The organism is Vibrio sp. T13N (genome assembly GCF_032970445.1).
In the GTDB taxonomy this organism is placed as follows: domain Bacteria; phylum Pseudomonadota; class Gammaproteobacteria; order Enterobacterales; family Vibrionaceae; genus Vibrio; species Vibrio diabolicus.
This window is the reverse complement of the sequence record NZ_JAWJYE010000003.1, coordinates 185,426-211,725: the sequence shown is the minus strand read 5'-3', so window position 1 is coordinate 211,725 and position 26,300 is coordinate 185,426. Positions and strand designations below refer to the sequence as shown.

Annotated in this window: 25 protein-coding genes and 2 tRNA genes; 15 read left to right on the top strand and 12 right to left on the bottom strand. The window is 44.6% G+C overall.

Annotated features, from left to right (window positions below; all coding sequences use genetic code 11):
* Positions 1-274: 274 nt before the first annotated feature.
* Complete coding sequence (locus R2S67_RS06395) at positions 275-2,719, top strand: collagenase (protein ID WP_317342833.1); 2,445 nt, start codon at positions 275-277, stop codon at positions 2,717-2,719.
* 160 nt (positions 2,720-2,879) lie between these two features.
* Here R2S67_RS06395 and R2S67_RS06390 read toward each other — a convergent pair whose 3' ends face one another.
* The 7 genes from R2S67_RS06390 to R2S67_RS06360 form a co-directional block, all read right to left on the bottom strand.
* Positions 2,880-4,676, bottom strand: a complete 1,797-nt coding sequence (locus tag R2S67_RS06390) for an aminopeptidase P family protein (RefSeq protein WP_005393487.1) — start codon at positions 4,674-4,676, stop codon at positions 2,880-2,882.
* Positions 4,676-5,668 (bottom strand): oligopeptide/dipeptide ABC transporter ATP-binding protein, encoded by a 993-nt coding sequence (locus R2S67_RS06385; RefSeq protein ID WP_317342831.1) that lies wholly within the window; start codon positions 5,666-5,668, stop codon positions 4,676-4,678. The genes R2S67_RS06390 and R2S67_RS06385 overlap by 1 nt, the downstream gene beginning before the upstream one ends.
* Positions 5,669-5,677: 9 nt before the next feature.
* Positions 5,678-6,661, bottom strand: coding sequence for an ABC transporter ATP-binding protein (locus tag R2S67_RS06380; protein ID WP_182034924.1), 984 nt, complete (start codon positions 6,659-6,661; stop codon positions 5,678-5,680).
* 10 nt (positions 6,662-6,671) lie between these two features.
* The gene (locus R2S67_RS06375) at positions 6,672-7,604 is read right to left on the bottom strand and encodes an ABC transporter permease subunit (protein WP_074191232.1); all 933 of its coding nucleotides are present in this window, start codon (positions 7,602-7,604) and stop codon (positions 6,672-6,674) included.
* A gap of 9 nt (positions 7,605-7,613) precedes the next feature.
* A complete protein-coding gene (gene oppB / locus R2S67_RS06370; protein ID WP_005377838.1) occupies positions 7,614-8,534 on the bottom strand; it encodes an oligopeptide ABC transporter permease OppB in 921 nt (306 codons plus the stop codon).
* 144 nt (positions 8,535-8,678) lie between these two features.
* A complete protein-coding gene (locus R2S67_RS06365; protein WP_317342829.1) occupies positions 8,679-10,289 on the bottom strand; it encodes a peptide ABC transporter substrate-binding protein in 1,611 nt (536 codons plus the stop codon).
* 261 nt (positions 10,290-10,550) lie between these two features.
* Positions 10,551-11,657: a M20/M25/M40 family metallo-hydrolase gene (locus R2S67_RS06360; RefSeq protein ID WP_237309955.1), complete on the bottom strand. Its 1,107-nt coding sequence runs from the start codon at positions 11,655-11,657 to the stop codon at positions 10,551-10,553.
* Positions 11,658-12,196: 539 nt separating this feature from the next.
* Here R2S67_RS06360 and hppD point away from each other — a divergent pair.
* The 8 genes from hppD (at position 12,197) to R2S67_RS06320 (ending at position 17,809) form a co-directional block, all read left to right on the top strand.
* The gene (hppD, locus tag R2S67_RS06355; RefSeq protein ID WP_005377835.1) at positions 12,197-13,270 is read left to right on the top strand and encodes a 4-hydroxyphenylpyruvate dioxygenase; all 1,074 of its coding nucleotides are present in this window, start codon (positions 12,197-12,199) and stop codon (positions 13,268-13,270) included.
* A complete protein-coding gene (locus tag R2S67_RS06350) occupies positions 13,263-14,393 on the top strand; it encodes a homogentisate 1,2-dioxygenase (RefSeq protein ID WP_046874871.1) in 1,131 nt (376 codons plus the stop codon). Before hppD ends, R2S67_RS06350 begins: the two co-directional genes overlap by 8 nt.
* 9 nt (positions 14,394-14,402) lie before the next feature.
* The gene (locus R2S67_RS06345) at positions 14,403-15,440 is read left to right on the top strand and encodes a fumarylacetoacetate hydrolase family protein (protein WP_065646799.1); all 1,038 of its coding nucleotides are present in this window, start codon (positions 14,403-14,405) and stop codon (positions 15,438-15,440) included.
* A 21-nt stretch (positions 15,441-15,461) separates the two neighbouring features.
* On the top strand, positions 15,462-16,130 hold the full coding sequence (maiA, locus tag R2S67_RS06340) for a maleylacetoacetate isomerase (RefSeq protein WP_182018882.1): 669 nt from the start codon (positions 15,462-15,464) through the stop codon (positions 16,128-16,130).
* A gap of 195 nt (positions 16,131-16,325) precedes the next feature.
* Positions 16,326-16,985 carry a DUF2726 domain-containing protein gene (locus R2S67_RS06335; RefSeq protein ID WP_253644029.1) on the top strand — a complete coding sequence of 220 codons (660 nt, stop codon included), beginning with the start codon at positions 16,326-16,328 and terminating at the stop codon, positions 16,983-16,985.
* A gap of 120 nt (positions 16,986-17,105) precedes the next feature.
* On the top strand, positions 17,106-17,444 hold the full coding sequence (locus R2S67_RS06330; protein ID WP_005377830.1) for a hypothetical protein: 339 nt from the start codon (positions 17,106-17,108) through the stop codon (positions 17,442-17,444).
* 179 nt (positions 17,445-17,623) lie between these two features.
* Positions 17,624-17,700: transfer RNA gene (locus R2S67_RS06325), tRNA-Val, on the top strand.
* 32 nt (positions 17,701-17,732) lie between these two features.
* Positions 17,733-17,809: transfer RNA gene (locus R2S67_RS06320), tRNA-Val, on the top strand.
* Positions 17,810-17,947: 138 nt separating this feature from the next.
* Here R2S67_RS06320 and R2S67_RS06315 read toward each other — a convergent pair.
* Complete coding sequence (locus tag R2S67_RS06315) at positions 17,948-18,244, bottom strand: YkgJ family cysteine cluster protein (protein ID WP_074191235.1); 297 nt, start codon at positions 18,242-18,244, stop codon at positions 17,948-17,950.
* A 222-nt stretch (positions 18,245-18,466) separates the two neighbouring features.
* A complete protein-coding gene (locus R2S67_RS06310) occupies positions 18,467-18,913 on the bottom strand; it encodes a DUF3291 domain-containing protein (protein ID WP_005393454.1) in 447 nt (148 codons plus the stop codon).
* A 387-nt stretch (positions 18,914-19,300) separates the two neighbouring features.
* On the opposite strand from R2S67_RS06310, the gene R2S67_RS06305 reads away from it, so the two are divergent.
* Positions 19,301-20,797 (top strand): EAL domain-containing protein, encoded by a 1,497-nt coding sequence (locus tag R2S67_RS06305; protein WP_317342826.1) that lies wholly within the window; start codon positions 19,301-19,303, stop codon positions 20,795-20,797.
* A gap of 173 nt (positions 20,798-20,970) precedes the next feature.
* Here R2S67_RS06305 and R2S67_RS06300 read toward each other — a convergent pair whose 3' ends face one another.
* Positions 20,971-21,858 carry a DMT family transporter gene (locus tag R2S67_RS06300; RefSeq protein ID WP_005393452.1) on the bottom strand — a complete coding sequence of 296 codons (888 nt, stop codon included), beginning with the start codon at positions 21,856-21,858 and terminating at the stop codon, positions 20,971-20,973.
* Between the two features lie 110 nt (positions 21,859-21,968).
* On the opposite strand from R2S67_RS06300, the gene R2S67_RS06295 reads away from it, so the two are divergent.
* The 5 genes from R2S67_RS06295 to R2S67_RS06275 all read left to right on the top strand — a co-directional run bounded on the left by R2S67_RS06295 (position 21,969) and on the right by R2S67_RS06275 (position 24,684).
* Positions 21,969-22,451 carry a MarR family winged helix-turn-helix transcriptional regulator gene (locus R2S67_RS06295; RefSeq protein WP_005393451.1) on the top strand — a complete coding sequence of 161 codons (483 nt, stop codon included), beginning with the start codon at positions 21,969-21,971 and terminating at the stop codon, positions 22,449-22,451.
* A gap of 24 nt (positions 22,452-22,475) precedes the next feature.
* Positions 22,476-22,829: an MmcQ/YjbR family DNA-binding protein gene (locus tag R2S67_RS06290; RefSeq protein ID WP_005393450.1), complete on the top strand. Its 354-nt coding sequence runs from the start codon at positions 22,476-22,478 to the stop codon at positions 22,827-22,829.
* A gap of 77 nt (positions 22,830-22,906) precedes the next feature.
* Complete coding sequence (locus R2S67_RS06285) at positions 22,907-23,341, top strand: DUF962 domain-containing protein (protein WP_012841889.1); 435 nt, start codon at positions 22,907-22,909, stop codon at positions 23,339-23,341.
* Between the two features lie 208 nt (positions 23,342-23,549).
* Positions 23,550-23,861: a hypothetical protein gene (locus R2S67_RS06280; protein WP_005393448.1), complete on the top strand. Its 312-nt coding sequence runs from the start codon at positions 23,550-23,552 to the stop codon at positions 23,859-23,861.
* A 208-nt stretch (positions 23,862-24,069) separates the two neighbouring features.
* Positions 24,070-24,684: a sugar O-acetyltransferase gene (locus R2S67_RS06275; protein WP_256936232.1), complete on the top strand. Its 615-nt coding sequence runs from the start codon at positions 24,070-24,072 to the stop codon at positions 24,682-24,684.
* Positions 24,685-24,728: 44 nt separating this feature from the next.
* On the opposite strand, the gene R2S67_RS06270 is transcribed toward R2S67_RS06275, so the two are convergent.
* Both R2S67_RS06270 and R2S67_RS06265 read right to left on the bottom strand, forming a co-directional pair.
* Entirely contained in the window at positions 24,729-25,820 is a 1,092-nt protein-coding gene (locus R2S67_RS06270; protein WP_317342825.1) for a sulfate ABC transporter permease, read from the bottom strand.
* 1 nt (position 25,821) lies between these two features.
* On the bottom strand, positions 25,822-26,298 hold the full coding sequence (locus R2S67_RS06265; RefSeq protein ID WP_104971622.1) for a hypothetical protein: 477 nt from the start codon (positions 26,296-26,298) through the stop codon (positions 25,822-25,824).
* Positions 26,299-26,300 lie beyond the last annotated feature (2 nt).

Below are 26,300 nucleotides of genomic sequence, written 5' to 3'. Positions count from 1 at the left end.
CCATTTTATAGCTTTTGTGAGGAGCAATAAAAGGTATTTGAATGGAAAGATAAACAACTAGTTGATAAATATTACTAAAGCAAATCGATTTCTGGCAAGCTCGTACAACGGCAACTCGAGTACCAAAAACTGATACCGCCACATCTGGTTGATAACAAAATGTTTCTTCTTGTCTTGCGAGTAGATTATATGGAGATGCTCTTGCAGTAATAAGGGCAGTGGCGATGCAAAAGACGTAATGCATCTAAGGAAAACTCAATATAGAAGAAATTAGATGGAACTGAAGATTTTGAGTGTCGCGATTGCGACAACATTAACCAGCACTGGCGTATTTGCGTTAAGCGAGCCAGTTTCTCAAGTTACAGAGCAACATGCACATTCGGTTCATACACACGGTGTTGAATCCAATCGAGTTGAATACCAACCAACCGCAACTCTCCCAATTCAGCCCTCTAAGGCAACTCGAGTACAGTCACTTGAAAGCCTTGATGAGTCGAGCACTGCTTGTGATTTGGAGCTATTGGTTACCGAAAGCAGTAACCAATTGATCAGCGAAATTTTAAGTCAGGGCGCGACGTGTGTGAACCAGTTATTCTCTGCTGAAAGTCGGATTCAAGAGTCGGTATTTAGCTCCGATCATATGTACAACATCGCTAAGCACACTACGACATTGGCGAAGGGTTATACGGGTGGCGGGAGCGATGAACTCGAAACGTTGTTCTTATACTTACGCGCGGGTTATTACGCCGAGTTTTACAATGACAACATCTCATTTATTGAATGGGTCACCCCAGCGGTGAAAGAATCAGTGGATGCGTTTGTTAACAACGCAAATTTCTACGAGAACAGCGATCGTCACGGCAAAGTGCTTAGTGAGGTCATCATCACTATGGATAGTGCGGGCTTGCAGCACGCGTACTTACCGCAAGTGACCCAGTGGCTTACACGTTGGAATGATCAATACGCCCAGCACTGGTATATGCGCAATGCAGTTAACGGTGTTTTCACTATTTTGTTTGGTGGGCAGTGGAACGAGCAATTTGTGCAAATAATTGGCAACCAAACGGACCTTGCCAAAGCTTTAGGCGATTTTGCTCTAAGGGCGTCATCAATCGGTGCTGAAGATGAGTTTATGGCCGCGAATGCGGGGCGAGAGATTGGGCGTCTGACCAAGTATACGGGTAACGCGAGTTCTGTGGTGAAGAGTCAGCTAAGTCGAATCTTTGAACAGTATGAAATGTATGGTCGGGGTGACGCGGTTTGGCTTGCGGCGGCAGACACCGCCTCATATTACGCAGATTGTAGTGAGTTCGGAATTTGTAATTTCGAAACTGAGCTAAAAGGCTTGGTGCTATCGCAAACTTATACTTGTAGTCCGACAATTCGAATATTGTCCCAGAATATGACGCAAGAGCAACACGCGGCCGCATGTTCTAAAATGGGCTACGAAGAGGGTTACTTTCATCAGTCATTAGAAACTGGTGAACAGCCAGTAAAAGATGACCACAATACTCAGCTCCAAGTCAATATCTTCGATTCAAGCACCGATTATGGTAAGTACGCAGGGCCAATTTTCGATATTAGTACTGACAATGGCGGTATGTACTTGGAGGGCGAACCTTCCCAGCCGGGGAATATTCCCAACTTTATTGCTTATGAAGCCTCTTATGCGAACGCGGATCACTTTGTCTGGAACTTAGAGCACGAATACGTGCATTACTTAGATGGTCGATTTGATCTCTATGGAGGGTTTAGTCATCCAACTGAAAAAATAGTGTGGTGGAGTGAAGGCATTGCAGAGTATGTCGCTCAAGAAAATGACAACCAAGCAGCACTTGAGACGATTTTAGACGGCTCGACGTATACCTTAAGTGAGATTTTCGAGACTACTTATGATGGGTTTGATGTCGATCGAATTTATCGTTGGGGGTACTTAGCTGTACGTTTTATGTTTGAAAATCATAAAGATGACGTAAACCAAATGCTGGTGGAAACACGCCAAGGGAATTGGAGCAATTACAAGGCCACGATCACCCAATGGGCGAATTTGTATCAAAGTGAGTTTGAGCAGTGGCAGCAAGCCCTTGTCTCAAATGGTGCACCTAATGCAGTCATAACCGCAAACAGTAAGGGGAAAGTCGGTGAAAGCATTACATTTAGCAGTGAAAACAGTACAGACCCAAACGGGAAGATCGTCAGCGTCTTATGGGACTTCGGTGATGGCTCGACAAGTACACAAACCAAGCCGACGCACCAATATGGGAGTGAAGGGGAGTATTCGGTCAGTCTAAGTGTTACAGACAGTGAAGGCTTGACGGCAACCGCCACTCATAGTGTTTTTATCTCAACGTTGGGCGGTAATGACACATTGCCACAAGACTGCGCGGTGCAAAGTAAAGTAAGCGGTGGACGCCTAACAGCAGGAGAGCCTGTTTGCTTGGCAAATCAACAAACCATTTGGCTGAGCGTGCCAGCGGTGAATGAGAGCTCAAATCTGGCGATAACGACGGGGAACGGTACGGGCAACCTAAAGCTTGAATACAGTAACTCTGGTTGGCCGGATGGTACTAATCTTCACGGGTGGTCAGATAATATTGGTAATGGAGAGTGTATTACGTTGTCAAATCAGAGTAACTACTGGGGCTACGTTAAAGTCTCTGGTGACTTTGAGAATGCCGCCATCGTCGTTGATTTTGATGCTCAGAAGTGTCGTCAGTAGGGCAATTTAACTACGTCATTTAAACTAAGTGGAGCGCCTCGCTAACATCGCGGGGCGTTTTTGTTTTTACGCCGTTATCTCTATAAAAAAAACCAGCCCGAAGGCTGGCAAACAAGGAGTTTGAGATGAAAATGAAAACGTTATAAAACTTGCTGATATCCTATTTCTCAATAAGTTGGGTTGTGCTTTGCAGCCAGTTTTTATCTTGCGCATCAAGAAAAGGGCTAAGCGCCTGATAGACACGTGAATGGTAATGATTAAGCCAGTCTAGCTCTGCTTGATCTAGCATTGATAAATCAAGGGCGTTGGTCGCAATGGGAGCAAGAGTGATGGTCTCAAAACCGTAGAACGTGCCGAACTCATTTTGTTCTACTTCTACAACTTTAAGAATGTTCTCTATTCTTACCCCGTACTCACCTTCGCGATAAACGCCTGGTTCATTAGTAATGACCATACCTGGTTTTAGCTCAACCTCGTGGTGGCTTTGCGAGAAATTTTGTGGGCCTTCGTGAACATTCAAGCAAATGCCTACGCCGTGTCCAGTGCCGCACTTGTAATCAATACCATGTTGCCATAAGACGCCACGCGCCATGATATCAAGATTGGCACCCGTAGAGCCTTTCATGAATCGAGTCTGAGTCAGTCGGATGACCGCTTTGAGCACCAAGGTATAATCTTTGCGCTGCTTAACGGTCGGTGACCCGAAGTGGAAAGTACGGGTGATGTCTGTTGTCCCGCCAAGGTATTGACCACCAGAATCGACGAGAAAGAAGTTGCTTTCATTGACTACTGCATTGCTTTCTTCATCGGCGGCATAATGCATTTTTGCCCCGTGAGCTGCGAAGCCTGCAATAGTGCGGAAACTGTCACTTACATAATGTCGGGTTTGACGGCGATAGTGATTCAGTTGTGCCTCAGCAGACAATTCTGTAACGAGTCCGCTTGGAACTTGCTCTTCTAGCCAGTTCATAAACCTTACTATTGCCACACCATCATCCGTTAATGTCTGCTCTAGGCTAGTTAGTTCGGTCGCATTTTTTATGGCCTTCATTGCCGTTACAGGGCAAGCCATTGGTTTTAGATTCACATTCTGTTCAATCGAACTCACCAATAAGCTGTCTGTGTGGGTCGGGCTAAAAGCGATCGATAATCCCTCACATTGCTGATTCAAATACTGACTTACGTAGTTGTAATGGCGAATGTGTACACTCTGCTCGGTCAACGACTTTTCAACGTCTTGAGGCAGTTTGGCTTTATCAATAAACAGTGTCGCAAGTGATTGCTCTACGATTAGATAAGCTTCAGAAACTGGGCAATAATTCGTATCACCACCTCGAATATTCATTGTCCACATGACATCATCTAGCGTTGACACTAATAAGCTATCTACTTGGTTCTCGGTTAACCAAGAACGGATTCTCGCTAACTTATTTTCTGTGTCAACGCCAGCAAAAGCGGTGGGATGCTCGAATACGGGTGCACTTGGGCGAGGTGGTCTTTCAAGCCAAATCGGTGCGAGTAAATCCAGGTCGAGAATGATCTTAATGTTTTTCGCTTCAAAGGCTTGTTTGAGGCCTTGATAATAAGCGTAACTGATGGCGCGCCCGTCAACCGCGATAATACTGTTTTCAGGGAGCGTAGTAGCTAGCCATTTGGCAATTGTCGGCGTTTCTGGTTGTTTGGCTTTAAACAGTTCAAGTCCTGTGCCGTGTAACTGTTCTTCAGCTTGAATATAGTAACGACCATCAGTCCACAGGCCACCACCTTGTTGGGTAATGACGACATCGCCTGCTGAGCCGGTAAAACCTGAAATCCAGCTTCGCGCTAACCAATGATCCGCTGAGTATTCACTGTTATGTGGGTCATTGTTGGTTACGATATATGCAGACACGTTGTGAAAGGACATTGCCTCACGCAATAACGTAAGGCGTTGGTTTACTGAGTTAGTATTGTTCATTAAATGGTTCCTAAAGTCATATTTGAGCAATAGATATGATGCTGCTCCGAGCCTGTTTTTATTGGGTTCTGTTGCCCGCATACTTCTGTGGCTTCTGGGCATCGAGTACGAAAAACGCAACCGCTCGGTGGGTTAAGTGGAGAAGGAAGATCGCCGGGCAATAGTTGTATTTCACGGTCACGTGCTAATTGCGGATTAGCTATCGGGACAGCAGATAACAGTGCTTTGGTGTAGGGGTGTTGAGCATCATCAAATACTTGATCGTAACGTCCTACTTCCATAGGTTTACCAAGATACATCACCATAACGCGGTCGCTGATATGGCGCACCACGCTTAAGTCGTGCGCAATCATCACCAGTGTTAACCCCATTTCTTGTTTAAGATCGTCTAGAAGATTGATGACCTGAGCTTGTATGGAGACATCTAGCGCACTAACAGGTTCATCACACACGACCAAATCTGGATTAAGAATTAACGCTCTGGCAATGCCCACACGCTGGCATTGACCTCCGGAAAATTCATGTGGATAGCGGTTTCGCTGGCTCGCCAAGAGACCCACTTTATCCATCATAGCGATGACACGCTTTTCTACCTCTGCCCGTTTAAGTTGTGGCTCGTGGGTGAGCAGTGGTTCGGCGATGCATTCTGAGATGGTTAATCTCGGATTCAAACAAGCGGATGGGTCTTGAAACACCATCTGAAATTCTCTACGTCGAGAGGAGAGCTCTTTCTTACTAAACCCGCGCATGTCTTGACCTTTCCAAGTCAACTCGCCATTTGTAGGTTCAATTAAGCGAAGTAAGGCGCGTGCAAGCGTTGATTTTCCGCAGCCTGATTCCCCCACAATGCCAAGTGTTTCGCCTCGATAAACATCTAAGTCGATACCATTGACCGCTTTCACGATTTTACGTCGACTTGGAATAAGGTGACGCGAAACAGGAAAGTGGACGTTTAAATCACGAGCAGACATGAGGACTTCTTTTTTATTCATAACGCCTCCTTAAGCTTTTATTTGAATAGGAGTGATAACACTGGGTGCGTTAACGTGACAGGCAATGGACTGGCTCGTGTTTAATGGAGAAAACCGTGGGGTTTCGTATTGGCAACGCGTCTCTCGATGCTCGCACCGCTCTCTAAACGGACACCCTTGATGGTTAATCAACGCACTTGGTGGGTTACCTGGGATGGTTGGTAAACGTGGCATATCTTCAGTGATAGAAGGAATAGCCTTTAGCAGGCCTTGAGTATAGGGGTGCGCAGGTTGAGCGAACAATGTCTCGGTATCTGATTGCTCCATTTTTTGACCACCATACATGACCAATACGCGATCACACATCTCGGCGACGACGCCCATGTCGTGAGTGATCAGTAAAATAGCCGTGTTGAACTCTTGTTGTAAGTCTCGTAATAGCGTCAAAATTTGAGCCTGAACGGTTACATCTAACGCGGTGGTTGGTTCGTCTGCAATTAACAGCTCGGGCTTACACAACAACGCCATCGCTATCATGATTCGCTGACGCATTCCGCCAGATAGCTCGTGAGGGTATTGATTCATCCGAGTTTCGGGAGAGGGAATACGCACCGCATCCAACATGTGAATCGATTCAACTTTTGCTTGTTTTCGGCTCATTCCTTTATGAATCATGAGAACTTCACAAAGCTGTTTGCCAATTTTCATGAATGGATTGAGTGACGTCATCGGATCTTGAAAGATCATTCCGATTTTCTCTGCACGGATGCGGTTGAGCTGCTTTTTAGACATCGCGAGTAAATCATCACCGTGGAACATCGCGCTGCCAGACACGGCGCCGTTGTCCGCGGTTAACCCCATTAATGCGAAAACAGACTGGCTTTTTCCCGAACCTGATTCCCCAACAATCCCAAGAGTTTCGCCCGCTTTAATCGAGTAGGAGAGATTACTGACCGCTTGCACTTGCCCATCTGGCGTATCGAAGCGCACGTTCATGTTTTCAATAGATAGCATGGGTTTGTCCTTATCGGTCTTTCGGGTCAAGAGCATCACGTAAGCCATCGCCGATGAAGTTAAAACAAAAGAGGGTGGCAACTAAAAACAGAGATGGAAAAAGCAGCATCCACAATGCAACGTCAATCGTTTTTGCGCCTTCGGAAATTAGGATTCCCCAGCTCGTGTCGGGTGGTTGAACACCAAGCCCTAAGAAGCTTAAAAACGATTCGAACATAATGAATCCTGGTACCATTAAGGAGGAATAAACCATCACGATCCCAAGCACATTAGGCAGAACATGGCGTCGGACAATTGTCAATTTAGAAACCCCAATAGAGTGCGCGGCTTCGATGAACTCTCGCTTTTTGAGACCGAAGGTGACACCACGTACAACACGAGCAATGCCCAACCAAGATACCATTCCGATCACGATAAAAATCAGATAGATGTTATTGCCAAAAAGGGTAACGAACAGGATAACCATAAACATAAATGGTACCGAATCGAGCACCTCAATAATGCGCATCATTACGCTGTCGACAACGCCACCAAGATAGCCGGAAATACTTCCCCAAATCGTACCAATAACAACGGCGACTAAGGCCCCAACAAAACCCACCAAAATAGAGAGCCTGCCGCCTTGCATCGTGCGAGCAAAGACATCTTGCCCGAGGTCATCAGTACCAAAGTAATGGCCACTGCTCAGTGAAGGTCTCCCTAGCTCGTATGGATCGATGAGCACTTCCCAGTCAATTTCATCATGGCCAAAAGCGGCAAGAGAGGGGCCGAAGGTGATGCATAAGGTAATGAACGCCAAAACATACACTGATGTCATCGCGGCTCTGTTTTTACGAAATCGAGTCCATGCATCCTGCCAAAGACTGCGACCTTCGACGGCTTCAATATTGTCGACGACTTGATCTTGAAGAGCTTGTGTATCCAGTTTTTTGATCGTTAACATGCCGGACTCCTAAACGCGTATACGAGGGTCGATAATCGTATATAGCAAGTCGACCACAAGGTTAAAGAAGATAGTGAGTGAAGCGACAATCAGAGTAATGCCCATTACTAGGCCGTAGTCGCGGTTGAGAGCCCCAGATACAAAGTGTTGTCCCATGCCACCTGTACCAAAGAAGATGTCGATAATCACCGAGCCTGTCACGACAGACACAAACGCAGGGCCGAGCATCGCAACGACGGGAATCAAGGATGGTCGCAAAGCGTGATGGAATAAAATGTAGGTTGTGGACAAACCTTTGGCTTTTGCCGTTCGAATGTATGGTTGGTTGAGCGTTTCAATCATTGCGCCACGCATGACGCGTGCAATACTCGCAATGGAGCCAATCGCCAGGCTGAGCACGGGAAGAACAAGAAAAGCCAGCTTTCCTCCTTCCCAACCACCAGCAGGGAACCAGCCGAGCTGAATAGCGAAGATCATGACTAAAACTGGAGCAAGCACGAAAGCCGGAACCACAACTCCAGTCATCGAAAGTGTCATCAGGCCGTAATCTAGGCGGCTATTTCGGTTCAATGCCGCAATGGTGCCAAGCAACATGCCAAGTGGAACGGAAATACAAAAGGAGAGTACGCCTAATACTGCTGAAACTGGCCATGATTGTGCGACGAGCTGTGTAACACTGAAGTCTTGATAAACGAAGCTCGGACCGAGATCTCCTTGTATGAAATTACCAATGTAAATCCAAAACTGAGTAAGGAAGGGCTGGTCCAAATGGAATTTTGCTTCGATATTCGCACGTACCACCTCTGGCATAGGCCGTTCCATATCAAATGGCCCCCCTGGTGCAATGTGCATCAGCCAAAATGATACGAGTGCGATGAATAGAAGCGTGGGGATAGCGATAGCTAATCGCTTAACAATGTACCAAATCATGATCCATCATCCTTTGGTCATCCGAAATCACTTCGAACGGTTATGAATAAAAAATGGTCTGAGCTCAGGTTGCCTTCTCCACCGAGAGATATGAGGAACGGCAAATAAACATTGAACTTGCCGACTCAGACCGAAAACATGCTTTTAGTGGGCTTTTACATAGATATTCTTGCGGTAGTACGACGACTCAGGGTTTGTCAGTTCGTAGCCGCCTACGTAAGGCTTGATGAGGTATTGATCGTTACCCGGACGATAAATAGGAATAATGGCCATGTCTTCAATCAGCATGCTTTCTGCTTGTAGATACAGTTCTGATGGGTTGCTCATGGTCTTTGAGCGAGCCATTAACTCGTCGTATTGCGGGTTGTTATAACGAGAATCGTTGTACTCGCCACTAGAAACGAAGATATCCAACCATGTAGAGGCTTCATTGTAGTCGGCCGTCCAGCCGCCGCGAGTAATGTCGGTTGGCTCTTTAAGTGCGTAGAACACTTTCGGTTCTAGCTGTTTTATCGTGACTTGCGCACCCAATCGGCTTTTCCACATGCCTGCCATGGTTGTTGCCATTTTTACGTCCATCGAGAAAGTTGGTACGGTAAACGTTAACTTAAGCGGATTGCTTTTATCGTATCCAGCTTCTGACAGTAATTGCTGCGCTTTTTCGATACGTTTATGGCGGTTCCAAGTTGCGAACTCAGGAGTGTGAGATTTAAAACCATCTGTTTGAGGGGGCACAAGGGTATACATTGGAACCCCACCGTTTCTCAAGATAGCACTCGTTAACAGTTGACGGTCAATGGCATATGAGAGGGCTTTACGGACCCGCACGTCTTTTGTTGGTCCTTGTTGAGTGTTGAGGTAATAGAATGTGGAACCAAGAGACGCACTGGTGCTTGCCACTTCTTGTGGGCGTTGTTGAATTAACTTTTTCTTCTGAGCGGCAGGAATGGAAACTGCTTGGTCTATCTCACCGGCTAGGTAGCGGTTTAGCACTACATTTGCATCACCAATTGGTAGCCAGGTGACTTTTTCCAGCACTACATTGCTTGCGTCCCAATAATGTGGGTTTTTAACCATCACTAGTTTTTCGTTAACTTTCCATTCAGAGACAGTAAACGCCCCATTTGTAACGATATGCTCAGGCTGGGTCCAACGGTTGCCATGTTTTTCAACGGTCGCTTTATGAACGGGTGCAAGCACTGGATGACTTAATAGTTTCGTAAAGAAGGGAATCGGCTCTTCGAGTGTTACCTGGAACGTTGTTTCATCCAGCGCCTTCACGCCCAAAGACTCGGGTTCTGCTTCGCCCTTCATAATGGCTTGTGAGTTTGCGATATTTGGAATGGCCGCAAACCAAGCGTACGGTGAAGCAGTGCTCGGATTCAGTAAGCGTTGCCAGCTGTAGACAAAATCTTGCGCAGTGACCGTTTCGCCATTTGACCATTTTGCATCACGTAAGTGGAAGGTATAAACCGTATTGTTGTCATTGACTGACCAAGACTCAGCAACACCAGGAATGGTTTTACCTTGCTTATCTTGAATTACCAGGCCTTCAAATAGGTCTCGACCGAGATTAAAAGCGGGCTCTGCGGCTTGCTTGGCTGGGTCAATAGAAGTAACTTCAGCCCCATTGTTTAGCGTAATTTCTTGTGTCTCATCGAGGGTCACACCTGCGGGATACGGCGCGGCATAGCTTGATGTTGCCAGTATTGGGCTCATCATCGATGCTAACAGAAGCAACTTAGGTAATTTCATCCTTGTCTCACTCTTTTCATCCTGAAAGATGCTAGAAATGTATATTGTATAAATTGTCCACACAATCGAGTTTTAACAATGTTGTAACAGGGTGCCAAATGTTGGGCTATTTGGTATCAAAAAGTGAGCTGGGGGGATTGATATGGAGCTGGTGCTAAGTCTGCATTACGGGGTAGGCTTTGTTTCGCGCAAATAAAAAATCCCCTTCAAGCGCGCGCTAAAAGGGGAGGGTAGTTCGTCTGCTCTTCAAAAGGTACGACGTTAACTGACTAGGAAATGTTTTACGAACTCAGTGATTTTGACCATATCACTTACCGCGATAAACTCTTCTGTCGTGTGTACTTTTGCCATGCCAGTTGAAAGATTGACCGTTGTGAGACCTTTCTTGTTAAAGTTGTTAGCATCGCTACCGCCGCCAGTGCCTTTTGTGAAAGCCTCAATTCCCAACTCTGCAAACGCCGCTTTTATAGCGCTAACGTGTGGGTGGTTTTCTTCAATAACAAATGCATCGTAGGCTCGGCTAGATTCAATGTCGACTTCTGCACTGTGTTTTTCACAGACAGACTCTAATGTTGAGATCATATGATTGACCTGAGCATCTAGTTTATCGCCATTCAGGGAGCGTGCTTCCGCCACGATTCTTAATTCAGGCATAACAATGTTTGTGGCCTGACCGCCGTTAACCATACCGATGTTGGCTGTCGTTTCTTCGTCGATGCGAAGCAGCTTCATTTGGTTGATGGCATCTGCCGCCACCATGATCGCACTGATGCCTTCTTCTGGCGCAAGCCCTGCATGTGCTGGTCGACCTTTGATTGTTGCCACGATTTTTTGCTGGCCTGGGGCTGCGGTCACAATAGTGCCAATAGGACCACCCGTATCTAACACGATTGCTTCCGTTGAAGTGACGTGTGACATATCGAAGTATTGTGAACCGAATAAACCGCCTTCTTCATACACGGTGAAAGCAAGTTCTAACGTTTTGTGCTCACGGTTTTCCGCTTGAATACAACGAACGGCTTCCATGATTGCAGCAATACCAGATTTATCATCGCCACCAAGAATCGTATTGCCTTTTGAACGGATAATGCCGTCTTCGATGATTGGCTCAATGCCAATACCTGGAGTGACCGTATCCATATGACAGCTCATTAGGATAGAGCCGTCTTTTTTGCCGTCTAAACGGGCGTACAAGTTAAAACCGTTAGAAATGTGCTCAGGCACTGGAAGCTTGTGCACGGTAAAGCCTAGCTCGCCTAGCTGTTCTGCCAGTGTTTCTGCAATTTGTTTTTCGTTTTTTGATTCGCTGTCGATACGTACTAGTTGGCAAAAGTGTTCAACTAGGCGTTCTTGATTGATGTGTGTCATTAGATGTCTCTTTTTCTGATCGAGCGTGAAGCACTGTGGCTAGGGCTCGATAGGGAACAGAGCACCACTTATGGCACAGTTACTTTTGAATAAAACTGAGGTGAATCAATAAAGGGGTATCCATGACACGATTCTGACCGATGAGTCTTTCGAACTGTATGAAGCGTCACGAAACATTACTTTTGATGTTTTGCAGGATCAAATGAATAAATCGGATAGAGATAGGGTGCAATAGACTTTCCATCCCCTTTTACTTTTTGAGCTACGTTGCCAAGATAAAATGCCAAGGTAACAACTTGTTTACATTTTGTGTATTGGCGTAAAGCCGAAAATATCAATCTAATATATTGAAAATAAGCAGTTTGTTTGATGTTCACGAAAGTGGGTTCGATGCGCTTCCTGTGTGTAACATATATTTTACAATTATGCGTAAAAATCGCCAAGGTAAAGATTTCTCCCCACGTATTCCAATTTCTCAAGACCTGCGCCAAGTTAGAAAAATAAGTCCAAACAAAAGCTACAGAGACAAGGAGAAAGTCATGGTTGATGCATATAACCCACTAGGAACAGACGGATTTGAGTTTGTTGAATATACCGCTGCTGACAACAAAGGCATTCAACAGCTTAAAGATCTGTTTATATCGTTAGGTTTTGCGGAAATTGCAAAGCATCGCTCAAAAGAAGCGTGGTTATATCGACAAGGTGACATTAGCTTTATTGTGAATGCGCAGCCGCATAGCCAAGCTGAGGGATTCGCCAAAGTTCACGGTCCGTCGGTTTGTGGCATGGCATTTCGTGTGAAAGACGCCACCGTTGCTCTGGCGCATGCGTTAGAGAATGGCGGTAAAGAATATAAAACGGAAATTGGGCCGATGGAGCTTAGCATTCCTGCTATTTATGGCATCGGTGAAAGCTTGCTTTATTTTGTCGATCGTTATGGAAAGCAGAGCATTTATGATGTCGATTTTCGTTTTTATGATGATGCTGATGAGCGTTTATCAAAAGCGAATGTTGGTCTTTACGAAATCGACCACTTAACGCACAACGTTAAGCAAGGCAACATGGATGTCTGGTCTGGTTTCTATGAGCGCATTGGTAACTTCCGCGAAATTCGTTATTTCGATATCGAAGGTAAGCTGACTGGTCTTGTCAGCCGCGCGATGACCGCACCTTGCGGCAAAATCCGAATTCCTATCAATGAGTCGTCAGATGATAAATCACAGATTGAAGAGTTTATCCGTGAATACAATGGCGAAGGCATTCAACACATCGCATTGACCACAGACGACATCTACGAAACGGTCAAAACATTGCGTGAGCGAGGCATGGACTTTATGCCAACGCCAGATACTTATTACGAGAAAGTCGATCAGCGTGTTGAAGGCCATGGTGAAGATGTAAGCAAGCTTCGTGATTTGCAGATTCTTATTGATGGTGCGCCAACGAAAGATGGCATCTTGTTACAAATCTTTACTCAAACCGTTATCGGCCCTGTGTTCTTCGAAATCATCCAACGTAAAGGCAATGAAGGCTTTGGCGAGGGTAACTTCAAAGCGTTGTTTGAATCGATAGAAGAAGACCAAATTCGCCGAGGAGTATTGAGCGATGCATAAATGGATCACATTCCCTCACCGGGAGGGAGTGTGCTCTAAACAAGCGCATGCTGACTTCCCGGAAGAGGCAATTTATGAACGTGAGGCAGGTCGAAGTGGCTTCTTCGGCCCCGCAACACATTTTCATCATCAACATGCCCCAACGGGATGGTCTGAGTGGGAGGGCGAGCTACGTCCACGAGCGTTCGATTTTAATTTAGTCGAGAAAGCCAGCCATATTACCCCTTGGGCAGTCCCGCATCTATTACACAACGCGAATTGTAAAGTTCGTGTTTGGCGTATGGATGAAAAAATGGACTTCTTGGTGAGAAATGCGGATGGCGACGAACTGCTATTCATCCACCAAGGTACGGCGGATCTGTATTGTGATTATGGTCATTTGAAAGTGAGCGAAGGGGATTATGTCATGATCCCACGCTCAACGAGCTGGCGTTTAGAACCAAGCGAGCCGATGTTCATTTTGATGATCGAAAACACCGATGCGGCCTATACATTGCCCGAAAAAGGCATGGTTGGAAACCACGCGGTGTTTGATCCAGCGGTTTTGGAAACGCCGTCGATCAACGATCATTTCCGTGCTCAATATTCTGAGAATCAAACACAGGTTCAGGTGAAACGCCACGATAAAGTCAGTGTTATCACTTACCCATTCAACCCGTTGGATGCGATTGGCTGGCATGGTGATTTGGCGGTAGTAAAAGTGAACTGGCGTGATATTCGTCCACTTATGTCACATCGTTACCACTTACCACCTTCTGCACATACTACATTTGTAGGAGCAGGATTTGTGGTGTGTACCTTTGTTCCTCGTCCAATTGAAAGTGATCCTGGAGCGCTCAAAGTACCGTTCTACCACAACAATGACGATTATGACGAAGTCTTGTTCTACCATGCAGGTGACTTCTTTAGTCGTGACAACATTGAAGCGGGTATGGTGACATTCCATCCAGCAGGATTTACACATGGCCCTCACCCGAAAGCTTTCAAAGCAGGGCGAGAGCATAAGAAGACTTTTACCGACGAAGTCGCGGTCATGATTGATACGCGTCACGCACTTCAGTTTTCGGATGAGCTGGAAAAAGTAGAAAACAAAGAATACGTCTATAGCTGGCAAGAGAAGTAAGAGGCAAGGATGAAATTAGCAACCAAGAAAAATGGCACTCGTGACGGTTTGTTGATGGTCGTGAGCAAAGACTTAACGCGCTGCGTACCAGCGACAGAAATTTTCCACCCCATGAACTTAGCACCGACGATGCAGGTGGCGCTTGATAACTGGGATACGCTAGCACCACAACTGGAAGAGCTATACGTTGCACTGAACAATGGCACGGTTGCAGGGTATGAAGAGTTTGAAGCGCACTACTGTGAGTCTCCGCTTCCTCGCGCTTATCAGTGGGCTGATGGCAGTGCTTACGTAAACCACGTTGAGTTGGTTCGAAAGGCTCGCGGCGCTGAAATGCCAGAGAGTTTTTGGACGGATCCGCTGATGTACCAAGGAGGCTCTGATGCCTTTATTGGTCCTTGTGACAACATCGAGTTTGCCAGTGATGAATGGGGTATTGATTTCGAAGGCGAAGTTGCTGTGGTAACTGGTGACGTACCAATGGGCGCAAGTGTTGCAGAGGCTCAGGAGTCGATTCGTTTGATCATGCTGGTGAATGATGTCTCACTGCGTGGACTAATTCCCGCAGAGTTAGCCAAAGGGTTTGGCTTTTTCCAATCTAAACCTTCTTCTGCGTTTTCTCCTGTGGCAGTAACACCTGACGAACTAGGCGATGCGTGGTACGAAAACAAAGTGCATTTACCACTGGTCTCGACATACAACCACAAGCCGTTTGGTCGCCCAAATGCGGGTATCGATATGACGTTTGATTTTGCAGACTTAATTGTTCATGCGACTAAAACGCGCCCGCTATCTGCGGGGGCGATTATTGGTTCTGGCACGGTATCTAATAAGCAAGGCACCGAACATGGCACTTCGATTGAGGAGGGTGGCGTTGGCTATTCATGTATCGCGGAAGTTCGCATGATTGAAACCATTCGTGATGGTAAACCGTCGACTAACTTCATGTCGTTTGGCGACTCAATCAAACTGGAAATGTTCGATGCGGATGGCAACAACATCTTTGGCTCGATTGACCAACAAGTTAGCCAATATCTCAAGCATTAAGAGCGCCAGTTGGGAGACGATATGAGCGATAGCATGGTTTTGTACGGATATTGGCGGTCTTCAGCGGCGTATCGTGTGCGTATTTGTTTGAATCTTAAAGAGTTATCGTATGATTCAAAATCGGTACACTTGGTGCGCAATGGTGGTGAACAACACAGTGACGAGTACCATGAGTTAAACGCTTCTGAACTGGTTCCTGTGCTGGTGGATGGGGAGGTTCAGTTAACCCAGTCACTGGCCATCATTCAATACTTAGAAGAACACTATCCGGATGTCACTGTGATCCCCGAGCAAACACCACTTCGATATCAAGCACTGGCTTTGGCTCAGGATATTGCAATGGAGATTCATCCTCTGAATAACTTAAGAGTTCTACAGTATTTAGAGGGGGAGTTAGCTTGCGAGCCAGAGCGCAAAGTCGCTTGGATTCATCACTGGATCCACAAAGGTTTTGCAGCATTAGAAGAGAAACTTCAGAAGCATCGTAAACTAAATGGTGATTGTAAGTTTAGCCTGACAAGCTCGCCATCTATTGTCGATATTTGTCTGGTACCACAATTTTATAACGCACAACGCTTTGGTGTAGATACTTCTCTTTATCCAACCATTAACGCGGTTGTGCAGTCATGCAATCAAATGCCTGCTTTTATTGATGCGATGCCAGAGAATCAGCCAGACGCTAATAGTTGATTCTTAGCATCATAATGTATTAACAAAAATTTAAACGAGCCAATCCAAGTGTGTGATTGGCTCGTTTTTATTGGGGAGTCAAATTTTCTGTATCACGCTATAGTAGTGGCTCCTCAAAATTGCGAGGTTTTGTTGCTCTGCATAGCATTTCCATTTACGCTTTGAGCAACGAGTTGTTTTGGATGCACTTTATTTATGACCAACATTTTTATCATTGTTGTTCTTCTGGTTTTATTCTTCTTTGTTATTCAAAAGTACGTGATTAAGCACGACGACACGCGTGATTATCCTTATCGCTCGAAAGGTCCTCTGCTCAGAGGTCAAGAGGGTGCGTTCTATAATGCGTTAAGAGCGGCGGTAGGGGAGCATGCCGTAGTATTCGCGAAAGTAAACATGTCCAGTTTGGTTACGCCAAAAGAAATCAAAAATAAGAAGCAGTTTTTTGTCGCGAACAATCGCATATCTCGAAGTTATTTTGATTACGTTATTTGTGATCCTAGGACGCTAGAGCCGCGTGTGATCGTTGAATTGGATAACGGGCAAGAGTTAAGCAAGGGCAAGGTAGAAAGACAAAAGTTACTGATCCATGTTTGTAAGACGGCAAACCTACCTTTAATCGGCGCTTCGATAAAGCACAGTTATCAAGTTGGGCGATTACGTCGTTTGCTTGCAGCACACATTGATTTGATTGAGCCCGATAAAGAAGTGCGCTTTTGTAAAAAATGTGGCAGTCCGATGATCATTAAAACCGCAAGCCAAGGTGAATTCAAAGGTCGACGCTTCTTTACTTGCAGCCGCCAACCAAATTGTACTTACACCGAGAATTACAATGTGGTGTTTGATTCGGACGACTAAAGACGACAGTTGAACAGCAAAACGGATGAGGCTTTGATTCGAGATGATCAAAGCCTTTTTTGTATCAGTCCCCAAGGCAAGACCTATACTTTGAAAAAGAGTGCAGAATAGGGAAGCCATATGCGATACGGATGGATTTTGTCAGCGTTGTTCATCGCATCTAATGTTAGTGCGATACCTAATTTGAAACCACTGGAGTGTGAGTTAACGGAGACACCCCAAGATCATTTCTTGTTTTACCGAGAGCAAATGGTTTACCACAGTGAGCAGTTTGTCATATTTCAAAACTTCAAAGGCAGGGTGAGCACTCAAGTGGATGTCAAAACAGGAGAGTTGATCCGTACAACCTATATCGGCGAACCATTTAAACCTAAATATCAGATTTTGTTCGGCACTTGCCCTAAGGTATCGCAAACCTTACAGATTTGGATGCTCAGTGAAGTGCCTTACGACAATTAAGTGAGATAATAAAAGTTATATAGATCACACTTTTAAACCCTGCAGGCTCAGTCCTTGTCGATAAAATCATCTGAAAACGCGTGTTGAGTTTACATTTTCGCCAAACGGTTCAAAGTTGGTAAATTTGTGCTTGCACCGTCGTTCGCTTATAGCTAATATCCTCGTCGTTCCAGAGAAATGCGTCCGTAGCTCAGCTGGTTAGAGTATCGCCTTGACATGGCGGGGGTCGGTGGTTCGAGTCCACTCGGACGCACCATTCTGAATTGAATGGTTAGGAACACAAAATTTGGGTCCGTAGCTCAGTTGGTTAGAGTACTACCTTGACATGGTAGGGGTCGGCGATTCGAGTTCGCCCGGACCCACCAAATTTTAGAAAAAGCCCACCAAACGGTGGGCTTTTTTGTATCCATAATTTGTTGATACTCAGATTTAAACACCTTACTTTTCCTTTGCACACTTTCTACAAATACTCCGCATTGCCATCAGTGTAAATTTGAGTGGTTTTACAAGAATTTAACTCGTTCATCTAAACATTCATTGGAGCCCATTTCGAATTCGCGGCAAATCCAAGGCCTATTTTCGTAAATCGTACACATTAATGTGTCTCTGTCTAAAGCTGCACACCAACCATCATTTAGCCGCATCATTGTTTCGCCTCCATACTGGTCACGCGCAATAAACTCTTCAGGTACGCCAGTATCTGAAATAATCATAACCTCGAGACGGCAACAACAAGCCTTACAGTTAGAGCAAGATACATCAGAGGGCAGGGGAGAGGGAGTCTTAGTTGGTATAATCATGAATAACTACAATTTGGTCAATTGTGCATGGTACCGTAAATTTAGCACGAATGAACTTTATTTCTAAATAGAACACCCTATTAACGATAAACCAAGTGAACGCATTTTATGCGTTCACTTGCCCGCCTTTCCGAGTAAGTCGGTAGAACTGACAGTGATTCACACCAATTAACCTTATAGTCAGTGTAAATTTGAACGCCGATTCTTTGGCATACGTGTACTTTACACAAGATCTGCTTCTGTAAAGTTTGTTTTAAATGTGAAAGCAAATGGCGTATCTCCGTTTTCGCGCAAATGCTGAAGGCGTAACAAGGCTTCTTGTGGTGTTGGTATATAACCGTCTTCTACCCACCACAGAACATAGCTATCCTCCGCTAGACGATGAAACCATTCGCTTTTTCGGCGCATAAAATCTCTATGACCGGTACGAAACATAAAGTTTTTAAGTGAGTCAGTACTTTCCCAAATAGACATGTTTACAATCATGTTCGGGTCATCAAATAATTTAATGCTTGTTGCATCACCGGAGTCGTCTTTTAGACGCCAGATAAAGCCTTCACTTTCTTCAGCTATACCATTAATTAAGTCCAAATTGTCTACGAAATCTTTAATTTCTGGTGCATCCAAAGGATATTTAGCAAGCGCAATATTTAATTGAGCTAATTTCATTTCATGACCCTCCCTGGTCGATAAGCCTGTAATGCTGGTAAAAGCTCTAAGTAGCTTTTCCTATTTTATCATGCAGTGTGTTGCTAGTGCCTTCAAAGGTCAATTAGAAAGTTAGTGACTGTGGCGAGTCATTGGATGGCAAAAAAGTCGTTTTATACATTGGTTATGTTGAGCATAAGCCCCTCTTTTCTCGCGATTATCGTCGGTAAGTCTCACTCAAGAGAGTTGCTATCTTGGATATGCAGCAGTACTCTCATTTTCTGTGGCAAGCCTTGCGCTTCTATACTTCTTATTGAGATTCGATCCTCACTTTTTGGTGTGTGAACGTGAGATAGTGTTCATGTCACTCTTTAATTTAAGTTGTTTGGCTGAACGTTAGGAGGAACTTTGATTACAAAGATAACAAGAAATGCCATTTTGCTTGGCCTAGTTCCCATTGCAGTTTTTGTTGTGGCTTTTAATTCAATAGCCAATTTTTACATCAGCTATATCAAAGAGACTAAAATAGACACCTATGTCGATTATTTACACCAACGATCCATGTATTTGGATGAGGCGATTGTAAAGCAGGTTTCGCAGTTAGATTTCACGTGCAGTAATAGTGATGTTAGAACATTACGCGACCCACGTTTTTATAACCATTACATCCGTTTTATTGCGATGGAAACGAGTGACGGTAAAACATGCTCCACGATTGGTCGTGAAGTATCTCATTTATCCAATACGCAACGATTTCAGCTTGGCGAAAACTTTTTTGCATCACTTATTTTACCGGAACACCAAGATCAAGTTGAGTGGATGGTCATTTATGAAAATGAACATGTTGAAGTTGTCTGGGTTCTCGATAATAGTTGGGTTAAAGAAGTGATAAAAACGCCTTGTGAAGACTGTTTGTTCGTCGAGTTTATATATGATGAGCCTGTATTTGGAGATTTAACAATAAGTCGAGGAAAACCAGCCATTGCAGCAGAAGAAGCGGCAGTTTCAAAGGAGTTATTCTTCTCGGCTGATTCTCAAGCCAATATGCTCATCAAAATACACAGTGGCGAGAAACTGAAGAGCTATGCTCAGGAAAGAGTCTTTCTATGGGGAGGCCTAGTCAGTGTGCTTATGGGGCTGGCTTTTGCGTTTGTATATGTGTCCAGTAAGAGCTTGAGAAAGTCTATCAAAGGCTTGATCCAGAATGGGATTAATAATGCGGAATTTGTCCCTTATTACCAAGCGATTGTCGATAGCCGTGATGGTGCGACAGTGGGGTATGAAGCACTGATTCGGTGGTCTCGTCGTGGGGGTATGGTGTCGCCAAACATGTTCATTGGCGCTGCAGAAGAAAGTGGTCTGATTGTCCCAATGACGAATCAGCTTATTCGTAAAATCATACAAGATCTTAGTGTATTACCTGAGCATGTGTGGGTCAGCATCAATATTGTTTCTTCCCATTTAGAATCAGGTGAACTCACTAAGTTACTGTCAGAACTGAATTGGCCATGTCCGAAGAGAGTGCATTTTGAGTTGACCGAGCGAATTCCTGTAAAAGATACAGAGGCAGCGAAAAAAGAGATTTTGTATCTGGCGAATAAAGGCTACAAGTTCAAAATTGACGATTTTGGGACTGGGTATGGCGGCTTTTCTTATTTGCAAGATCTGGGTATCCGATGCTTGAAAGTGGATAAGATGTTCATCGACCCAATAGGCTCTGATGACCAAAAATTGAAAGTGTTGGATTCTATTGTCTCGGCAGCAAAGAAAGCGGAATGTGAGATGATTGCAGAAGGTGTAGAGAGCGAGGCTCAAGTCGCGTATTTGGCTCAGCATTCTATTTACCTTATTCAAGGGTATGTCTACGCTAAACCAGAGCCTATTAACAACCTTGTGATGACTTAAAGCAAGGCATAATGGGGCGTATTCATTATTAAAGGTGTCTTTCGGCACCTTTTTTATTGCTGAACCTTTTTGGGTTCACTGTTCCATAAAAAACCTGTTGAAGTCTTAGAATTCAAACAGAGTTTACAGAGAATATGAACGCCCGATTTTAGCATCGGGCGTTAGGATTTTACTTAGGAAGAAAGGGCGGCTTTTTTGGTTTTTAATGAAGCGATCAATTGAGGGAGCAATGACATAACAATCATCCCTAGCATCAAGCTGTATTGGAGAGGGGTGAAAGTCTCACCTAATAGCAGCAAACCTGACACAATGCCCGCAACGGGGTTGGCAATGCCACCAAAAGTAAAGTCAACGACCGACATACGCTGCAATAGCCAAACATACATGCCGTAGCCTAATGCAGTGTTCAGAATGATCACCCACAGCAGCCCAAGGGTGTTCGTCATTGATAAGTTTTGAATGGCTGTAACGTATGGCTCTGGATTGTTTATTGCTAGCACGCTTGTTGCGACAGACATAATCACACCACCCAAAATGAGCTGCCATGTTAATACTGTCCACCAATGCATTTTCGTTCCTAGTGATTTCGTTACGCTACTGCCTACCACAATACACATGATGGCGGAGATCATCGCCAGCAAACCCATAGGGTTGAGCGAAATAGAACTAGGATCAAATAAGAACCAAGCCAAAGCAATCAAAGTCGCTCCACTTATTGCCTGTATTGCGCTTGGCTGGCGCTTATAGACTGCCCAGCCAAACAGCATCGCAAAAACGGGCACTGATACCATACCTACACCTGAGATCGCAGAAGGAAGCGTCAACGCCATGACAAAAATGAGACCAAAGAAGCAAGCGATGTTGATAGTTCCTAAAACAAGCAGCACTTTCCATTCACTCTTTTTCGGGAAAGATGGCTTTATTGCGAGCAACAAAAGACCCGCAGGCAATGCTCTTAGCGCACCAAGTAAAACGGGAGGCCAGTCCGGAAGCGTAAACTGAGTAACAGCATAAGTTGTCCCCCAAAAAAAAGCCGGGATCATTGCAAGCAAAATGTTCATGTTAAATATCTTTACGTTGAGATAATTAATTGTAAAGATATCGGTAAGGTTACTTTTTGTAAAGTATCTTTATGTTAAAATAAAAATTAAATGACGTTTGGAGAGAAACCATGGACGCAATTGATAGAGTGGTAGAGCAGTGGGCTAAGGAGAAGCCAGAGCTCGACACTGAACCGATGGCAATTATGGGTCGGCTAATGCGAATTGCTAAGCACATGGAGTGTCGGGTCGCTGACCTACATAAGAAGTACGATCTTAAGATGGGTGAATTTGATGTGTTGGCGACACTTCGCCGAGCAGGTTCACCATATTGCCTTACTCCCTCAGCGCTAATTGATTCGATGATGCTCACTTCGGGCGCGATGACGAACCGATTAGATAAACTCGAGAAGAAAGGCTTTATTACCAGAACACACAGTAAAGAAGATAGACGCAGTGTCACCGTTGAGTTAACTGAAAAGGGCTTAACCTTAATTGACAAGTTGATCTTAGAGCATGTGGACGTTCAGCAATCGCTGCTACATGGTTTAGAAGGCAATGAGAAAGCGCAGGTTAACCAGGCGTTAAGACTACTATTGCCTTTGTTTGAGTAAAAGATACAGGAAGGGTGGGACGGAATGAGAAGCAAAGAGTTAGAAGGTTATTTAAGTACCTTTATGTGTGCGGAGAGTGATTTCCCATTTGGGCCAGAAGCGCTTGTATACAAAATCAAAGGTAAAATGTTTGCGATTATTGCAGAGAGAAACGGTCGGGAGTATGTCAGCGTAAAAGTAAAACCAGAAGATGGAGAAGTCTTAACATCGCAGTTTACGGACATCACTCCTGGTTATCACCTAAATAAGCGTCACTGGATAACGGTTTATTTTAATGGTGATGTGGAAGATGGATTGATTCAGGATTTATGTGAACGCTCTTATACTCTCGTCGTTGCCAAACTACCAAAAGTGCAACGAGCATTGCTTGGTCAGTAATAGCTATTACAGAAAAATTCGCACCTTTTCCATCCTCAAGCTATATAAGAATAAGTAGGCGGAAAAGTAGGAATGATATGCGAGCATTATCTGAATGGCTAAAAGAATATGGGGAGAGCCATCAAAACCCCATCAACCAAAAGATTCACACAATCGCAGTTCCGGGTATTTACCTATCTGTGGTCGGTCTAATTTGGTCAATTCCTCAAATCTCCATCTTGGGTTTCGAGTTTAACTGGGTCTGGATTGCTGTCATACCCGTATGGGTTTTCTATTTTCGTTTGTCTCTTAGCGTCTTTATGATGATGTTAGGGTATACATTAGCGTGCATCGGCCTGATATGGTCTTTGGAGGTATTGGCGCTGCCCGTACTGCATATTTCGATGCTCCTATTCGGTGTACTGTGGATCTTGCAGTTCATTGGTCACAAAATAGAAGGGAAGAAACCGTCTTTTTTCGAAGATTTGCAGTTTCTTCTTATTGGTCCAATTTGGGTGTTCCGAAAACATTAACTCACTCCGTAATTAACAAGCTGATATCTCCCTGTATTGCACGATCATGCTAGCGTCCATAAGGTCGTAAAATGCGCAGCATGATGTGCCGCTTTCTCATTGCCATGACAAGCATTCGCTTCTGATTCACACTATCATTAGAGTGCAGCTAAAGCCGTTACTTTGCCTGAATGTTTGTGGCTAGTGACATTGTCACTTGGGGGGATGAATGTACGACCGACAACATAAATATGCCTATTGGCGAGAAGAGCGTAAAAAAGGCAAATGGCATTACATCATGAAGTCTTTTTTTATGATTTGTTGCGCACTATTGCTTGGTAAAGTCATTGGTTTATTCATTTTTGGTGAGCTGCACTCCCTGAGTGATATTTTGGAGCAGCTGCCCGCGGATCTTTTTATCATGATGCTAGTGGGCTTCCCGGTTAGTGTTATCGGCTGGTATCACGAGGAGTCGAAGTTTTTCCGAGCGTTACGACGTAAAGAAAAGCGCTTGAAAATGAATCGAGATAAACAAAGCTAACTCTGCATCGATCTTTGTGTTAGTTAATTGTCTGATTCACATATTTCTTTCAAGTTATTCGGTATTTTGCGTTAGGCCTCGCAAGCATGTCATTAAACTTATTGTAAAAAACGACATCATGCATTCTGTTAGCCAATCTTGACAGGAACTCGTATGGCGAGGTGTTCCAGCAGCCTGAAGCTACTGGGCAGATAGAACGGAGGATATTATGGATAGTGAATCAATGCTTCATAGTCAGAAAATATATTTTTGTAATGATGAAGCGTTAGTCGAGCAGCAAACACAGTGTTTAGAAGTTCTTTACGATTACAATCAAACTCGGCCTTCTGAATCTGAAAAGCGTATAGAAATATTACGACGCTTGCTCGGCGCCGTTGGTGACAACTGCTATTTTGAGCCGCCGCTTCGGGCGAATTGGGGGAGGCATACATACGTTGGTGATAACGTGTATACAAACTTTAACTTAACCCTAGTCGATGATACGTATATCTACATTGGCAATAGTGTCATGATTGGGCCCAATGTGACACTAGCAACGGCAGGCCATCCGGTTGAACCGGAGCTCAGAAGAGAAGTTGCGCAATTCAATATCCCTATTCATATTGGTGATAATGTATGGATCGGCGCTAACTCAGTGGTATTGCCTGGCGTCAAGATTGGAGAAAACAGCGTAATTGGTGCTGGTAGCGTGGTAACGAAAGATATACCAAGTAATGTTGTTGCGGTAGGGAACCCGTGTCGTGTATTGCGAGAGATAGGCGAACATGACAAAGAATTCTATTACAAAGAGCGTCAAATCACGCACAACATGTATCAACGATAACAAAGGTAAATGCCCACGGTTTATACGGTGTCAGTATAGAAAAGTTAAAAAACGAAATTTAACATCAGGGTGTAAAGATTGGCGCTGTTATCTTCTGGTATCGATGAAAACGCGCCAGTATCGTTATTGTGGGCGTTAAACTTTTGCCATTCAGCATTCAGTGACACGTTATAATCTAGGTCGTATCTCACCCCAAGCAGATAGCTGTCCCCATTTTTTGTATCATTGTTATTAAACTGTTGGCCGTAAACTACGTAGGGCGTCAATTTATTCACGTTGTAACCCGTTGTTGCGTACCAAGAGGAGGAAATGTTGCTGGTTTGTCCTTCAGCCATTATCACAAGGTTATCAAGCTCATACCTTACTCCTAGAGAAAACTGGTCAATCGTGTTGCCTTTTTCTTTTAGAACCAAGCGGTCAATTAACATGGCTCCCCCTTCAGGTGTGGATTGCTTGGTATTGGAGAGAACCGTAGTTTGGTCATAATCGCCATGTAGATAAGAAAAGTTCAAACGGTAGGCATTTCCGCTGAGTGTTAAGTTTATTCCGGCTGTGTTGTCTGATTCGATCTTCAGTTCAGTATCTTCGTTGAGGGTGACATCACTGCTGTCTTTAAACCCTATAAACGGCATTGCAGTAAGCATGATTTGCTCATTGAGGTCGTGATTCCAGCGAATGGATAAACCATTGTAAGCGGTGATGCCTAATATGCTGTCATACACTTCATTTGGTGGTCGAGCTTGAGTAAAAGCGTGACCGACATAATTATACTCAGACATCAAAAACAGCGGCAGCCTCAATCGTCCCCCACGTATCTCTACATTTTTATAGGTATAAGCTAAATATGCCCACTCTAATTGGGGCGAGTTCCAATGATCTTGCGGACGCTTGACTATCTGTGCGGATGCTCGAAATGCCTTGTAAAAGTAATCAAGTTGCAGGCCGAAGGTTGTGTCACAATCGTAGCAGGCTTCATCATGAATAAAGCGGTTGACGAGAACCGTTGTGGAGTTATCCGACTTAGACCAAGATGTCGAACCAAAACCACTCAAAGACAGGTGATCTGATAACTCAATGGTGGCTAAGCTCGGAAAGGCGACAACACTCAGTGATAACATGGTCAAATATTTTTTCATATTAATCCTCCGAGCTCACCACACACAAAATACGAGCATTTCCAGGCACGCTCGACGCAGGGGCATAACCAATCCGATTGGGCTTTTCTTGCATCCACGTGATCAGCGCATCAATGCTAGAGTTTGCAATCACTTTGGGTGGTCTCGCTTTGCCTGAAAAAGACAAGCTTGCCCAGTGCGCGTTCATTTGCGCCAAGTTTTTATTGAGAAGGTAGCGATAGAACTCCGCTCTCTCCGCTGATGTCGCTGGCCAGTCAGATAGCTCAATTCTCTGCCCTTGTAAGAGTTGCGTTTTTCCTCTGTACAACTTTCGCGCTTTATTGATGGTTAGGGGCGAGAACTCATTATTAAACGAGAAAACGGCGTAGCTCTCTGCAGCAAGTACTTGACTATCTATGGGTAGAAGGAAAACAACAATGAATAGGTAGCGTTTTATGCAGCGCAAAAGAAAACAGAGGAGAGAAATGTCGCCGCTCATCA